This is a genomic window from Peribacillus sp. B2I2 (assembly GCF_041261685.1).
Taxonomy (GTDB): Bacteria; Bacillota; Bacilli; order Bacillales; family DSM-1321; genus Peribacillus.
This window is the reverse complement of sequence record NZ_JBGCCB010000001.1, coordinates 2,501-17,174: the sequence shown is the minus strand read 5'-3', so window position 1 is coordinate 17,174 and position 14,674 is coordinate 2,501. Positions and strand designations below refer to the sequence as shown.

Sequence of the window (14,674 nt, the reverse complement as noted above, 5' to 3'; positions counted from 1 at the left end):
TATGCATATTCCACATTAAAAAGGAAAGGGCGAATTCTCGACATAATAAGCCTATAATTGGAGTGAGATTTGTAGAATCCTAAAAAAATGCGATTTTAGCTAGCGAATCCCGGGAGATATTGTAAAAAAAACTGTCAGTTAATGCCGAATAATTTCTTGGCATTTTCCGTTGTTGCCTTGGAAACTTCCTCTATTGTGAGCTGTTTGATTTCTGCGATTTGTTCAGCAACAAACTTCACATACGAAGGTTCATTACGCTTCCCTCTATAAGGATGGGGAGCTAAATATGGACAATCGGTTTCAATCAATAAACGGTCTAAAGGTACGGCTGCTGCCACCTCTTTTGGTTTTTTTGCATTCTTGAAGGTCACAGGGCCGCCCAATGAAATATAAAAATTCATATTAATGCATTCCAAGGCAGTTTCTGCACTTCCGCTAAAGCAATGCATGATTCCTCCTACCTCTGAGGCCTCTTCTTCCTTTAATATCTTCACGATATCCGCAGTCGCTTCCCGATTATGGATGATAATGGGCAGACCCACTTTTTTCGCCAAACGGATTTGCTTCCGGAACACCTCCATTTGAACATCTTTCGGTGATTTATCCCAATGATAATCGAGGCCCATCTCACCTATAGCCACAACCTTTGGATGATTGGATAATTCCTCGATCCATAGTAAGTCCTCCTCGGTCATATCGATAGCATCAACAGGATGCCATCCGACTGCGGCATACATGAAATCATAAGCTTCTATTAATTCCATTGCCCTTATAATAGTAGGCCGGTCAAAACCAACGACTACCATATTGTTCACTCCTGCTTCCTTAGCTCTTTCTATGACGTCCTCTAGATCCTCGTTGAATTGTTCCGCATTAACATGTACGTGTGTATCAAATAACATTATTTTTCTTCCTTTCTAGCACTATTTTATTAAAAAATGAAAGTTTTATGTTTCACATTTAGGTAACAAAAAGATTACAAAGGAGCCTATATGCCCAACAAGTAAATATAGAACTAATAAAACCTTTATAATTTACTGTTTCCAAAAGCATAAAGAAAAAAACATAAAAATGTTTCATATGAAACACCTTTATGTTTTCGAGGGTTTATTTCACCTTTGAACCATTTGGAATCGATGAATCTATTGTAGCGACTGAGAGCACACCATCCTGGCTGCCCGCCAAAATCATTCCTTGAGAGAGCTCGCCACGAAGTTTAACAGGTTTCAAATTAGTTACGCATATCACTTTTTTGCCTACTAAATCTTCAGGTTTATAGTGCTGTGCAATGCCTGATACGACTTGCCGTTTCTCATAACCTAAATCAAGCTGCAGTTTAAGAAGCTTATCCGCTTTCTTTACCGGTTCGACTTCCAAGACCTGGGCAACACGAAGTTCCACTTTTGTAAAGTCATCAATAGTGATTTCATCAACCTCTGGAATCGTCTCCACCACTTTTTCCTCGGCCTTAGGGGCTCCACCCTGCATTTGTTCTTTTATATATGAAACTTCCTCTTCCATATCCAAACGAGGGAAAATCGGGTCACCCTTCAAAACTTTTGTTTCAGCAGGAATTTGACCGAACTCCGCTAAACTGTCCCAGGATTTTAAAACACTATCCGTGATGTTAAGTTGAGCAAAGATTTTTTCCGGTGTTTGCGTCAAGAAAGGTTTCAAAAGAATGGCCGTCCTGCGTAATGATTCCGCCAAATGAACCATGACACTACCAAGGTCTTCCTTCCTTGATTCATCTTTAGCAAGAGTCCAAGGCTGGGTTTCGTCAATGAATTTGTTAGTTCTGCTCACGAGTTGCCAAATGGATGTTAGTGCAACTGAAAATTCCATGTTTTCCATGGCTTCCTCATACTTGCCTACCGTGTCTTGGTTCATTTCAAGCAAAGCCTTTTCAAATTCGCCATTGGATCCTTCGTAACTTGGAATCACACCATCAAAATATTTATTGACCATTGCTACTGTCCGATTTAATAAATTACCTAAATCATTTGCCAGGTCAAAATTGATCCGTTCCACAAAGCCTTCCGGTGTAAATACACCATCAGAACCAAATGGGACTTCACGCAATAAGTAGTAACGTAAAGAATCCAAACCGTATCGATCAATCAATGTAACGGGATCCACTACATTCCCTTTTGATTTGGACATTTTACCATCTTTCATTAGAAGCCAGCCGTGTGCAAAGACTTTCTTTGGAAGCGGTATGTCCAGAGCCATTAACATAATCGGCCAATAGATTGTATGGAAACGAACAATTTCCTTTCCGACCAGATGTACATCGGCAGGCCAATAATTCAAGTATTTAGAATCATTATCAGTTCCATACCCTAATGCCGTTATGTAATTGGTCAATGCATCAATCCATACATAAATAACATGCTTTGGATCTCCAGGTACCTTAATGCCCCAATCGAAAGTAGTACGTGAAACGGCCAGATCTTCCAATCCAGGTTTGATGAAGTTATTGATCATTTCGTTTTTTCGGGATTCCGGTTGAATGAAATCAGGATTTTCCTCGTAAAACTTCAGTAATCGGTCCGCATATTTACTCATCTTGAAGAAATAAGACTCTTCTTTCACCTTTTCAACTGGTCTGCCGCAATCTGGACAGTTACCATTGCTTTCTTCAACCTGACGTTCCGTGAAGAAAGATTCACAAGGTGTACAATATAACCCTTCATATTGGTCCAAGTATATATCACCCTGGTCCAAAAGCCTTTTGAAGATCTTGGCTACAACCTCTTTATGGCGATCTTCCGTCGTCCTAATGAAATCATCATAAGATATATCAAGCTTTTCCCAGAGCTCTTTAATCCCTGATACGATATTATCTACATATTGCTGTGGAGTGATTCCTTCTTCAGCCGCTTTACGCTGAATTTTTTGACCATGTTCATCAGTGCCTGTTAAATACATGACATCAAAGCCACGCATCCTTTTATAACGAGCCATGGCATCCCCTGCCACTGTCGTATACGCGTGCCCTATATGTAAATTACCACTCGGATAATATATGGGTGTCGTGATATAGAATGTTTTTAATTTATCTTGCACTTCGTTCCCTCCTCATCTTTTGGAAAACCGGCTTTGGGTCTAGGCCAAAGCCATTAGACTATATTTAAGCTATTATCTCTATTTTAACGCTATATACCATTCTACGCGACAATAATCACTAATCAAATCATCATGTTAATAGAATAGAAAATATTATAAGTAAATGTCATTTTAAACTAAGGGATCATGATGTAAAATTCCCTTATTTCAGCATTACCTCTTACCTCAACAAAATATACCTAAAATTCTTTTTTTGTGCAACAACTCACATATTCGAACTTTTTCGGAAAATTATCCTTAATTCAGAACTTTTGTTTTGAAACTAAATTGTAATTAATCATATAATAAAAGAGGAGAGGTATGTTCTTATATGCACACTTTGTCGAATTGTGATGAAGTGAGTAGTTCTTTGTAGCCTATCATTTCTTGAATTATAAAGACATAACCAGTTTTTTCTCATTAAAGCCGTTTGTTTCAGCGGAATGCAGCCACACTATTTCTTACAAAAAAATGAAAATAAATCATTGACGAATTTGGGAATGGCTGGTATTATAAATTTATAAAAAAATTTGTCGAATATTGGCGAAAAAAATAGAAATAGGGTACTAGATTGTAACTGAGAGGAGAATTTTTAAAAATGAAATCTACAGGTATTGTTCGTAAAGTTGATGAGTTAGGCCGGGTGGTAATTCCAATCGAACTTCGTCGTACATTGGGTATCGCTGAGAAAGACGCTCTTGAAATCTATGTTGATGACGAGCGCATCATCCTGAAAAAATACAAACCAAACATGACTTGCCAAGTTACAGGTGAAGTTTCCGATAACAACCTTACACTTGCTAATGGTAAATTGATTCTTAGTCGTGAAGGTGCAGAATTACTTATCCAAGAAATTCAACAAAATTTCACTACTTCTAAATAATTGATATAAATAAAAAACTTCCGATCTTCGGAAGTTTTTTTATGCTTATTTATCATTATATATCAATGTGATACGCTTGATATACATCACGTTTTTGTATATTGCGGTCTTTTGCGACCTGCTTGATTGCGTCCTTGGAAGTGAACTGCTTGGCTTCCATATAATGATTAACATGACCGACTATATCAAGGGCCATCCACCAAGCTTCTTCAGGTTCATCATCCGACCATTGCCCACCTTCTATTATTAAACAGAACTCACCGCGAATCTCGGATTCCATTGCCCAAGTCAACGCTTCACTCACCGTCCCCCGAATGAACTCTTCAAATTTCTTAGTTAATTCGCGGCATAAAACTATACGGCGGTCACCTAAAATTTCATGCATATGTTTCAACGTTTCTTTCAATCGATGTGGCGATTCATAAACGATCCAAGTCGTTTCCATTTTTTTTAATTTTTCCAGCTCCTGCTTTTTTTCTTTTGCTCCCCGTTGTAAAAAGCCATAAAAGTAAAAAGGCTGCGGAATGAGTCCAGATGCAATCAATGCAGTTAATGCAGCATTGGCCCCCGGCAACGGTATGACTTTAAACTTTTCGACAATGGCATCTTTGACCAGTTCATATCCCGGGTCGGATATCGTCGGCAATCCAGCATCACTTACCAATGCGATGACCTCTCCTGCTCGAAGCCTCTCAAGCATCTGCTTCCCGCTATATTCCTTATTATGTTCATGGTAGCTGACGATAGGTGTCGAAATTTCAAAGTAGTTACATAATTTCTTCGTATTTCGCGTGTCCTCAGCAGCAATGACATCAGCTTCCTTTAAGATTCTTAGAGCCCGAAAGCTCATATCCTCAAGGTTTCCTATCGGTGTAGGAACCAGATAAAGAGCTGGCTCCAACCCTTCTTTTTCAAAACTCTTTTGCTGCCACATATCATGTATCCTCCTTTGCCATCCACTTTTGCTTTTGTTTTCTTGTTAATTGCTTAAACTGGTATTCAGCCTGCATGGCCATTGTCTGTGTTTCAAAAATTTCATGGTAAATCAATTCAACCGGGGTCCGCCCTCGCGTATACTTTGCCCCCCTGCCTTGATTATGAGCATCAATCCTGCGATCCAGATTATTTGTATACCCAGCATAATAGCTGCCGTCCCTGCATTTTAAAACATAAAAATAATGCTTATTCCTCTCCATATAAAATCCTTCTGATTTCAGGATTATAATCATTTTGATCATTATACACAACGAGCGGAGGAAGAATCTTCAAATCGGGGTTACCGTCCTTTATCCCTTCAATAAGAATCGTATTCGCTTCCTTTGAACTTTTTGGATAAACGAACTGCAGCCGCTTCGGTTCAATTCTGTACATCCTCATTAAATGGAGGATATCCATAAGACGGCCCGGTCTATGAACGAATGCCGCTTTCCCACCTTGACGCAGCAACTGACTTGAAACACGTATGACGTCCTCAAGATTACACATTATTTCATGTCGGGCAATTGCAAAATGCTCATTTTTATTTATTTCCTCGATAGATGGCGTCGGGAAATAGGGTGGATTGCAAGTAACAACGTCATATTTGCTATACCCTATCTGTTTTGGAATCTCTTTTATATCCCCATGAATCATCTCGATCCGGGAGGATACGCCATTATAGTCCATGCTCCTCTGGGCCATGTCATATAACCGCTCTTGAATCTCCACACCCGTAATTTCCCCCTTAGTTCTTGTACTCAGCAGCAAAGGTATGACCCCATTCCCTGAGCAAAGATCTACGATTTTCCCCTTTTGAATCGGAACATTTACGAACCTTGATAATAAAACCGCATCTAATGAAAAAGAGAAAACCGACGGGCTCTGGATGATCCTTAAATTCTCAGCCAATAGATAATCCAGGCGTTCATCTCCTTTAAGTTCTACCATTGCTGTTACCCTCCTAATTATGTAGCGAAAAAGCATGTTTAGGGTCCATGCTACGACATTCATATCGAACAAAAAGGGGCCTGACTCATAGTATGCGTCAGACCCCGAATCACTATATATTGTAAACGGTCCACTATCACGTAAAAGAGATGGAACATCTTTTATATTATTCCATTATCACTTCTTGTTTAAAAAAGATAAACAGAACAGGCAATCCCCTTCTTTTCGCAAACTGCCGAAATGCAGATTGCAAATATGAAAGCCTTCTTGATAGATACGGGCTAAATTATCATAGCCTTCCCCGATATCCATAACCTTGTCCGCACTAGCAGTACGGTTTTTCACTTTTTGCTTAACCTTTACTGCAGCAGGCGCGCTTTCTACTTCCACAAGGCCTAACCGTTGGCGCAAGTGCTCGTTCTCCAGCTTGAGCGACTGGTTTTCCTCTAGTATTTCAGCTAAGTTCTGCTTCAATTCTCCAAGCTGCTTATATAATTGGCCTATCTGGGTTTCCATATTGGTCACCGACTCAAAAATATCTTTCTTATCCACGCTCTCCCACCACCTTAATAATCTGTGGCTTGAATAGAAACGGCTCCCTCTTTTAGAATCTCATCTAGAGTATACTCTAATACTCTTTCCTGCTCGATTAGTTCAATCTGAAGTACGCGTTCTAGAATATTAAGCCCCACTACCTTGCCTTTGCCACCAGGCGTATTAATCATTTCACCTAAATCAGGAAGCATTTCCTTCGCACTTTCATACTCATCATTTTCATATTTCAGACAGCACATCAATCGACCGCATAATCCTGAGATTTTTGTAGGGTTTAGTGATAAATTCTGATCCTTCGCCATTTTGATGGAAACCGGTTCAAAATCACCAAGAAATGTGGAGCAACAAAGCATTCTGCCACAAGGCCCGATGCCACCAAGCATCTTTGCCTCATCCCTGACCCCAATTTGGCGCAGTTCTATACGAGTTCTGAATATGGCAGCTAAATCTTTGACTAAATCACGGAAATCCACGCGACCATCCGCTGTAAAATAAAACACGACTTTATTTCTGTCGAAAGTATATGACACATCAACCAGCTTCATATCCAGCTTATGCTCAACAACCTTTTGACAACATATAGAGTAAGCCTCTTCTGCAGCCGCCTTGTTCTCGTCAACTATAATCTTATCTTTTGCATCAGCGACCCGAAGCACTTTTTTCAATGGCAGGACAACATCGTTTTCATCTACTTGTTTACGGGCTGTAACAACTTTACCGAATTCAACACCGCGGACAGTCTCCACTATTACAAAATCGTCCTTAGGAATAGCGAATTCGCCCGGATCAAAGTAGTATATTTTGCCCGCCTTTTTAAAACGGACACCTACAACATCATACAAATCATGATCCCTCCTGCAAATTCAGCACAAGCTGTTCCATCAACAGCTGTGGATTCGTGTTGGACATCAGCTTCCTTTTTGCTTCCAAAATACAACCCATATGTTCAGCAAGGCGTCTTGGGGAAAGATGAAGAGCGTGAGTTTCAAATTCCTTCAGTTTATTTTGGAAAACAACGAAGTCCTTTTTGTCCAACTGAATGTATAATAAATCCTTATATATAAGAAGTAACAAATCAAGACCTCTGTCAACCTGTTCTCTTTCTTTAAAGTGTGCAAACCAATCCGTCTGAAGGTACAACAATGCCTTCAAGGAATTAAGTTTTAACACTTCATATAATTTTACCACTATTTTTTGAGCTTGTACAAACCATTCATCATGGCTAAGCTCGATTCCGGCTTCCACATTCTGTGTTATATGCGAGATTACCGAGGCAAGCTGTGGTTCTAAATCATGTTCCATCAGCTTCCGTTTCACATTCTCCGGGGATAATGGCTTGAATGAAATCACTTGGCATCTTGATAATATGGTCGGTAGAATCCTCTGAATCTGTTCAGTCATCAATATCGCAACGGTATCGGCCGAAGGTTCTTCTAAAAATTTCAATAGACTGTTGGCGGCCCCCACCGACATTTTGTCTGCATCGGCAATCATATAAACCTTTCGATCGGCCTCTACGCTTTTTTTCGAAAATTCTTCTTGGAGCCCCTTAATTTGTTCTTTCTTTATCGAGAGACCGTCTCTCTCAATCAAATGGACATCCGGATGATTCCCGCTTGAAATCCGTTTGCAATTCCGGCAAAGTTCGCATGGCTTATAACCTGCTGTCGGGGCTTCACATAGTAAGCTTTTGGCAAAGGTCTTGCTTATATCTTGCTTACCTGTACCTTTTTCCCCTTCAAATAAATACGCATGAGCCACTCTGTTCTTCGTTATGCTATTTTGCAGCATCGTCATTACCTGTGGCTGAATTTGACTCATGTCCTGCCATGTTTTATCCAAAACCATCAACTCACTTAAGTATATAAATTAATCAGAAGCCCTTTAATTTCACCTATCATTTCCAATATTTCAAGCGAGCTTTTTTCTTTATTAAGAATTTCCTCGCTTAACTGAACTAGTCTTGCATCTATCGTTTCCACGGTTTTCAACGGCCGGCTCTGTCCAAATTGGTTCCAGCTCGTGGATTGCTTCAGTTCCAGTCCATATTCAACAGCTTCTTTTACAAACCGTTTCACCAATGCTTTATATTTTGCCAATTCCCTAAAAGTACGTGACCTTACCAAACGCTGGCCCGCACCTTCAATATCGCTTATCAAACGGTTTAATGTTTGGATTTGCATCTTTTGATCCTGTGTTTGGACCATTTGCTGAAATCCCCCATTTCCGGTTTGAAACTGTTTGGCATCCTGTCGGGATTTATCAAGCTTAATAGGGATATCATGGTTGATTTTCATAATGAACCTCCCTGCAACTAACCGTTAAAATTGTAAAAAGTTTTCGACCGGCAGAACAAAAATGGTCGCACCGCCTACTTGAATCTCCACTGGATAAGGTACATAGGACTCGGCATTCCCGCCCATCGGTGAAACCGGTGATACTAACTGGGATCGTGACTGACAATTCTGTTTGATGATCTGGATGGCTTGATCAACACGTTCATCCTCGGTGCCAATCATAAAGGTCGTATTACCTGATTTTAAAAACCCGCCAGTGCTGGCTAGCTTGGTTGTTCCGAAATTATTTTCCACTAATTCATTCAGCAGGCGATGACTATCCTTGTCTTGAACGACAGCAATGATCATTTTCATTCTCATCATCCTCCGGTTACTCTGAATTTTTCCTAACTCCATTATAGCAACTAGTCTTTGCCTGGAATAGTATTCGGTTGAATAATATGGAAACCTGTATTCATTTTCCGGATTTTTCTAAAAAATCTAACAAACCTGCTTTCGTTTCTTCAAAAACTTCATCAATTGTCCCGCCTGCATCCACGATAATGAAACGGTCTTTCCATCTATTTATAATTAACTGATAGCCGTCACAAACTTTTTTATGAAAATCCAGGGCTTCAAGATCCAGCCGGTTTACTTCCCGTTCTCCATTGGACTGGATACGCCTCAATCCTTCTTCTGGGTCGATATCAAAAAAGAACGTGGCATCCGGCATCATATCTCCAATTGCGAATTTATTGATATTATAAACCTCTTCAATATCCAAGCCCCTTGCATGGCCCTGATAGGCTAGAGAACTATCTATAAATCGATCACAGAGGACAACTCCCCCTCGTTCCAACTCCGGCATGACCACTTCCACTAAATGCTGACGTCTTGCTGCTGCGTATAATAAAGCCTCTGTTCTCGAATCCATAGCTGTATTATCCTTATTAAGGATCACTTCCCTAATTTGTTCTGAAATGGGGACTCCTCCTGGCTCACGCGTTAATAGCACTTGGTAGCCTTCTTGTTGCAGAGCCTTGCCAAGCATTTGGGTAATTGTTGTTTTCCCAGCACCCTCGGGCCCTTCCATTGTTATAAAAATACCGCGTTTCATCGATGTACCTCCAAGGTTCTTTGTTTGTAGTATATCATTTTAACCAGCCTGACCGCTTTCATAAACGATCAACTCTCCGTTTGAAAGGGAGGAACCGCCATGAAACCTTGATCCCAGTTCAAGCAGTCTCCTTAAATTGGTTATATGCTCCGGAGTAATCATTTCCCCGGACATAATTAAAGGGATTCCCGGCGGATAAGGAATGACCATCTCCGCTGAGACCTTTCCTATTGCTTTCCTTAATAAAACAGGTCTCGACTTACTATGCTTCATGACGGAATATGGCATTTCTAGACCTGTCATTGACCTTCCTTCAGGCCAGCTAACCCCAAGATCTGCTTCCCCGTTTCCGGTTCTGTCTTTAGTGGCACTTTTTATATTTTGAACGATTTCATGAAAAGGAAAATCGGTACTCATATTTAATAAGGGTAAAATCATCAATAAATTATTAGGATCAGCTAATTCTGTAAAAATGCCTTTTGTTTCACATAGCTGCTGTAACTCAAACCCGCTTAAACGGCTTGTTGATTGAATGACTACTTTCAATGGGTCTGCTGAAGTACCTAGTGGTGCCTCCAGCACCCTTACTGTTTGAAGGGAACCTAATTCCCCTCTGAAATCTGATATCTTTTTAATAAGGGATTTTTTATCTTCTGATGTAAAAGCGGCTAAGTAGGCCCTGGCTAAGTCGAGCGATCCCATAATCGGGTAGGATGGACTGCTCGACTGAAGCATTTGTAAATAGAATGATACTTGATCCACATCAACTAAGGATGAATTGACATGAAGATACGACCCCATCGTCATAGCCGGCAGTGTTTTATGCGCTGAATGGACAACGGCATCTGCCCCTGCCAAGATGGCTGTTTTAGGAAACGGACTCCCTAACTGAAAGTGAGCGCCATGTGCCTCGTCCACCAGCACCGGGATTCCCTTTTGATGTGCAAGTCTAACCATTTCCGTCAAGTCTTCACCAAGACCATAATAATTCGGATAGGTTACAACGATGGCTTTTACATCTGGATGGGCACTCAAGGCTTTTTCAATTAATTTTGATCCTACACCGCCAGCTATGCCCCATTTCTCATAAAAAACCGGTTGTAAAAAAATCGGTTGTACATTCGCTAACATCAATCCATGTAAAATTGATTTATGGCAATTTCTTTGGACAAGCACCTTATCACCTTCGCGGCAAGTAGCAAGAATCATCGCTATGTTACCTACGGTTGACCCGTTAATCAGAAAATAACTCCTCTTTACTCCATATAATTCAGCGAGTAGTTGCTCGGACTTTAAAATCGCTCCCTCTGGAGCATGCAGGTCATCTAAACCGCTTAGCTCCGTGGCATCTATACCAAGCAGTGGGTTATACAGCGCTTGGCCCTTTTCACTAAATACCCAACCATTTTTATGTCCTGGGACGTGCAGGGATATTGGCCTTTTTTTATAAAAAGCACTCATTGCATCGAACAATGGTGTCTGTGATTGATTCATTTATCTCTTCCCTCAAATCATAGTATTCCTTCATTTTATCAAATAAGTTCAAATTTATCTCATATTGCTTCGACAGAAAGGCAATTATATATCTCCCAACAGTCTGTTTGGAGGGAACCTACAGAAACATGCAGCTTGTTGCCAAGCATTCTTCTAAAGTACTAAAAAAAGAGTCAGAGAATAAAGAAAACAATCCATTTCTTTATTCTCTGACTCTTCAACTTTCCATAAACTATTTTTTCATGAAAATATTTCAGGATTAGTGATTTTTCTTAATTGCTTTAAGTAATATTTGTACTTGGGATCGTTCGTATCCGTCCCGATCATATCCCTTTCGCATTCCTCACAAATAAAAGTCGTATATAGATGTATTCCCAGCCCTTTTATTTGTTCACAAACCACGCACGATTCCCCTGCCGTTGTTTTGGTTGTTGTTGTTCCCAACATCTCCACCTCCATACCTGCATTCTCCCCAAAAACCATTGTTCGCATACATTAATTTAAATAGTTTAAGAGAACCCGGGATGCTTTTAACAATGTATGATGAAGATTTTCATTACGTGTATGTCTTTATAAAAGTTTCCATAATTGATAAACCCTTCATATCCAATGGTTTTTCTTTTCATTAAGCAAAAAAAGACCAGCCAGATGGCTGATCTTAGAAATGGCTTGGCGGCGTCCTACTCTCACAGGGGGAAACCCCCAACTACCATCGGCGCTGAAGAGCTTAACTGCCGTGTTCGGAATGGGAACGGGTGTGACCTCTTCGCTATCGCCACCAAACATATCAGGAACGTTGTTCCTTCAAAACTAGATAATAAGAAGGTATTTCATTTTTTAAAAAGCGTTGGTTAAGTCCTCGATCTATTAGTATCAGTCAGCTCCACATGTCGCCACGCTTCCACCTCTGACCTATCAACCTGATCATCTTTCAGGGATCTTACTAGCTTGCGCCATGGGAAATCTCATCTTGAGGGGGGCTTCATGCTTAGATGCTTTCAGCACTTATCCCGTCCGCACGTAGCTACCCAGCTATGCCTTTGGCAAGACAACTGGTACACCAGCGGTGCGTCCATCCCGGTCCTCTCGTACTAAGGACAGCTCCTCTCAAATTTCCTGCGCCCGCGACGGATAGGGACCGAACTGTCTCACGACGTTCTGAACCCAGCTCGCGTACCGCTTTAATGGGCGAACAGCCCAACCCTTGGGACCGACTACAGCCCCAGGATGCGATGAGCCGACATCGAGGTGCCAAACCTCCCCGTCGATGTGGACTCTTGGGGGAGATAAGCCTGTTATCCCCGGGGTAGCTTTTATCCGTTGAGCGATGGCCCTTCCATGCGGAACCACCGGATCACTAAGCCCGACTTTCGTCCCTGCTCGACTTGTAGGTCTCGCAGTCAAGCTCCCTTGTGCCTTTACACTCTACGAATGATTTCCAACCATTCTGAGGGAACCTTTGGGCGCCTCCGTTACTCTTTAGGAGGCGACCGCCCCAGTCAAACTGCCCACCTGACACTGTCTCCCACCCCGATAAGGGGCGCGGGTTAGAATTTCAATACAGCCAGGGTAGTATCCCACCAACGCCTCCACCGAAGCTAGCGCTCCGGCTTCTCAGGCTCCTACCTATCCTGTACAAGCTGTACCAAAATTCAATATCAGGCTGCAGTAAAGCTCCACGGGGTCTTTCCGTCCTGTCGCGGGTAACCTGCATCTTCACAGGTACTATAATTTCACCGAGTCTCTCGTTGAGACAGTGCCCAGATCGTTACACCTTTCGTGCGGGTCGGAACTTACCCGACAAGGAATTTCGCTACCTTAGGACCGTTATAGTTACGGCCGCCGTTTACTGGGGCTTCGGTTCAAAGCTTCGCTTGCGCTAACCTCTCCCCTTAACCTTCCAGCACCGGGCAGGTGTCAGCCCCTATACTTCGCCTTGCGGCTTCGCAGAGACCTGTGTTTTTGCTAAACAGTCGCCTGGGCCTATTCACTGCGGCTTTTCCGGGCTATTCACCCTAAAAAGCACCCCTTCTCCCGAAGTTACGGGGTCATTTTGCCGAGTTCCTTAACGAGAGTTCTCTCGCACACCTTAGGATTCTCTCCTCGCCTACCTGTGTCGGTTTGCGGTACGGGCACCTTACATCTCACTAGAGGCTTTTCTTGGCAGCGTGGAATCAGGAACTTCGGTACTATATTTCCCTCGCCATCACAGCTCCGCCTTAATGGAAACGGGATTTGCCTCGTTTCCGGCCTAACTGCTTGGACGCGCATATCCAACAGCGCGCTTACCCTATCCTTCTGCGTCCCCCCATCGTTCAAACGATGTATAGGTGGTACAGGAATATCAACCTGTTGTCCATCGCCTACGCCTTTCGGCCTCGGCTTAGGTCCCGACTAACCCTGAGCGGACGAGCCTTCCTCAGGAAACCTTAGGCATTCGGTGGAAGGGATTCTCACCCTTCTTTCGCTACTCATACCGGCATTCTCACTTCTAAGCGCTCCACCAGTCCTTCCGGTCTGACTTCAACGCCCTTAGAACGCTCTCCTACCATCGACACCTAATGGTGTCAATCCACAGCTTCGGTGATACGTTTAGCCCCGGTACATTTTCGGCGCGGAGTCACTCGACCAGTGAGCTATTACGCACTCTTTAAATGGTGGCTGCTTCTGAGCCAACATCCTGGTTGTCTAAGCAACTCCACATCCTTTTCCACTTAACGTATACTTTGGGACCTTAGCTGGTGGTCTGGGCTGTTTCCCTTTCGACTACGGATCTTATCACTCGCAGTCTGACTCCCAAGAATAAGTATTTGGCATTCGGAGTTTGACTGAATTCGGTAACCCGTTGGGGGCCCCTAGTCCAATCAGTGCTCTACCTCCAATACTCTCATCTTGAGGCTAGCCCTAAAGCTATTTCGGAGAGAACCAGCTATCTCCAGGTTCGATTGGAATTTCTCCGCTACCCACACCTCATCCCCGCACTTTTCAACGTGCGTGGGTTCGGGCCTCCATTCAGTGTTACCTGAACTTCACCCTGGACATGGGTAGATCACCTGGTTTCGGGTCTACGACCTCATACTCATTCGCCCTATTCAGACTCGCTTTCGCTGCGGCTCCGTCTTATCAACTTAACCTCGCATGAAATCGTAACTCGCCGGTTCATTCTACAAAAGGCACGCCATTACCCATTAACGGGCTTTGACTACTTGTAGGCACACGGTTTCAGGATCTATTTCACTCCCCTTCCGGGGTGCTTTTCACCTTTCCCTCACGGTACTGGTTCACTATCGGTCACTAGGGAGTATTTAGCCTTGG

General features: G+C 42.4%; 14 protein-coding genes and 2 rRNA genes (1 of these 16 only partly in view). 1 reads left to right on the top strand and 15 read right to left on the bottom strand.

Going from position 1 to position 14,674, the window contains the following annotated elements:
- Positions 1-134 precede the first annotated feature (134 nt).
- Positions 135-902 carry a TatD family hydrolase gene (locus ABIE66_RS00095; RefSeq protein WP_370013550.1) on the bottom strand — a complete coding sequence of 256 codons (768 nt, stop codon included), beginning with the start codon at positions 900-902 and terminating at the stop codon, positions 135-137.
- 205 nt (positions 903-1,107) lie between these two features.
- On the bottom strand, positions 1,108-3,069 hold the full coding sequence (gene metG, locus ABIE66_RS00090; RefSeq protein WP_289323285.1) for a methionine--tRNA ligase: 1,962 nt from the start codon (positions 3,067-3,069) through the stop codon (positions 1,108-1,110).
- Positions 3,070-3,706: 637 nt separating this feature from the next.
- On the opposite strand from metG, the gene ABIE66_RS00085 reads away from it, so the two are divergent.
- On the top strand, positions 3,707-3,991 hold the full coding sequence (locus ABIE66_RS00085) for a transition state genes transcriptional regulator AbrB (protein ID WP_057915383.1): 285 nt from the start codon (positions 3,707-3,709) through the stop codon (positions 3,989-3,991).
- Positions 3,992-4,046: 55 nt separating this feature from the next.
- Here the strand turns inward: ABIE66_RS00085 and rsmI are convergent, their stop codons facing one another.
- The 13 genes from rsmI to ABIE66_RS00020 form a co-directional block, all read right to left on the bottom strand.
- Positions 4,047-4,925: a 16S rRNA (cytidine(1402)-2'-O)-methyltransferase gene (rsmI, locus tag ABIE66_RS00080; RefSeq protein ID WP_370013549.1), complete on the bottom strand. Its 879-nt coding sequence runs from the start codon at positions 4,923-4,925 to the stop codon at positions 4,047-4,049.
- A 1-nt stretch (position 4,926) separates the two neighbouring features.
- Positions 4,927-5,187 (bottom strand): GIY-YIG nuclease family protein, encoded by a 261-nt coding sequence (locus tag ABIE66_RS00075; RefSeq protein ID WP_289323283.1) that lies wholly within the window; start codon positions 5,185-5,187, stop codon positions 4,927-4,929.
- Entirely contained in the window at positions 5,174-5,917 is a 744-nt protein-coding gene (locus ABIE66_RS00070) for a tRNA1(Val) (adenine(37)-N6)-methyltransferase (RefSeq protein ID WP_289323282.1), read from the bottom strand. The genes ABIE66_RS00075 and ABIE66_RS00070 overlap by 14 nt, the downstream gene beginning before the upstream one ends.
- 177 nt (positions 5,918-6,094) lie before the next feature.
- The gene (gene yabA / locus ABIE66_RS00065; RefSeq protein WP_289323281.1) at positions 6,095-6,469 is read right to left on the bottom strand and encodes a DNA replication initiation control protein YabA; all 375 of its coding nucleotides are present in this window, start codon (positions 6,467-6,469) and stop codon (positions 6,095-6,097) included.
- A 14-nt stretch (positions 6,470-6,483) separates the two neighbouring features.
- Entirely contained in the window at positions 6,484-7,314 is an 831-nt protein-coding gene (locus tag ABIE66_RS00060) for a PSP1 domain-containing protein (RefSeq protein WP_289323280.1), read from the bottom strand.
- A 1-nt stretch (position 7,315) separates the two neighbouring features.
- Entirely contained in the window at positions 7,316-8,320 is a 1,005-nt protein-coding gene (gene holB / locus ABIE66_RS00055; protein WP_370013548.1) for a DNA polymerase III subunit delta', read from the bottom strand.
- An 8-nt stretch (positions 8,321-8,328) separates the two neighbouring features.
- Positions 8,329-8,769, bottom strand: a complete 441-nt coding sequence (locus tag ABIE66_RS00050) for a YaaR family protein (protein ID WP_289323278.1) — start codon at positions 8,767-8,769, stop codon at positions 8,329-8,331.
- A gap of 24 nt (positions 8,770-8,793) precedes the next feature.
- The gene (locus ABIE66_RS00045) at positions 8,794-9,123 is read right to left on the bottom strand and encodes a cyclic-di-AMP receptor (protein WP_061440312.1); all 330 of its coding nucleotides are present in this window, start codon (positions 9,121-9,123) and stop codon (positions 8,794-8,796) included.
- Positions 9,124-9,223: 100 nt separating this feature from the next.
- Positions 9,224-9,865 carry a dTMP kinase gene (gene tmk / locus ABIE66_RS00040; protein ID WP_370013546.1) on the bottom strand — a complete coding sequence of 214 codons (642 nt, stop codon included), beginning with the start codon at positions 9,863-9,865 and terminating at the stop codon, positions 9,224-9,226.
- Positions 9,866-9,904: 39 nt separating this feature from the next.
- On the bottom strand, positions 9,905-11,359 hold the full coding sequence (locus ABIE66_RS00035; RefSeq protein ID WP_289323275.1) for an aminotransferase class I/II-fold pyridoxal phosphate-dependent enzyme: 1,455 nt from the start codon (positions 11,357-11,359) through the stop codon (positions 9,905-9,907).
- 240 nt (positions 11,360-11,599) lie between these two features.
- Positions 11,600-11,818, bottom strand: a complete 219-nt coding sequence (locus ABIE66_RS00030; RefSeq protein WP_289327205.1) for a sigma factor G inhibitor Gin — start codon at positions 11,816-11,818, stop codon at positions 11,600-11,602.
- A gap of 208 nt (positions 11,819-12,026) precedes the next feature.
- Positions 12,027-12,142: ribosomal RNA gene (rrf, locus tag ABIE66_RS00025) — 5S ribosomal RNA — on the bottom strand.
- Between the two features lie 64 nt (positions 12,143-12,206).
- Positions 12,207-14,674 (bottom strand): 23S ribosomal RNA (locus ABIE66_RS00020) (it continues 465 nt past the right edge of the window).

Coding starts and splice junctions, on each gene's coding strand:
- ABIE66_RS00095 (WP_370013550.1), bottom strand. CDS start 902: ATGTTATTTGATACACACGTACATGTTAATGCGGAACAATTCAACGAG.
- ABIE66_RS00085 (WP_057915383.1), top strand. CDS start 3,707: ATGAAATCTACAGGTATTGTTCGTAAAGTTGATGAGTTAGGCCGGGTG.
- rsmI (WP_370013549.1), bottom strand. CDS start 4,925: ATGTGGCAGCAAAAGAGTTTTGAAAAAGAAGGGTTGGAGCCAGCTCTT.
- ABIE66_RS00075 (WP_289323283.1), bottom strand. CDS start 5,187: ATGGAGAGGAATAAGCATTATTTTTATGTTTTAAAATGCAGGGACGGC.
- ABIE66_RS00070 (WP_289323282.1), bottom strand. CDS start 5,917: ATGGTAGAACTTAAAGGAGATGAACGCCTGGATTATCTATTGGCTGAG.
- holB (WP_370013548.1), bottom strand. CDS start 8,320: ATGGTTTTGGATAAAACATGGCAGGACATGAGTCAAATTCAGCCACAG.
- ABIE66_RS00050 (WP_289323278.1), bottom strand. CDS start 8,769: ATGAAAATCAACCATGATATCCCTATTAAGCTTGATAAATCCCGACAG.
- ABIE66_RS00045 (WP_061440312.1), bottom strand. CDS start 9,123: ATGAAAATGATCATTGCTGTCGTTCAAGACAAGGATAGTCATCGCCTG.
- tmk (WP_370013546.1), bottom strand. CDS start 9,865: ATGAAACGCGGTATTTTTATAACAATGGAAGGGCCCGAGGGTGCTGGG.
- ABIE66_RS00035 (WP_289323275.1), bottom strand. CDS start 11,359: ATGAATCAATCACAGACACCATTGTTCGATGCAATGAGTGCTTTTTAT.
- ABIE66_RS00030 (WP_289327205.1), bottom strand. CDS start 11,818: ATGGAGGTGGAGATGTTGGGAACAACAACAACCAAAACAACGGCAGGG.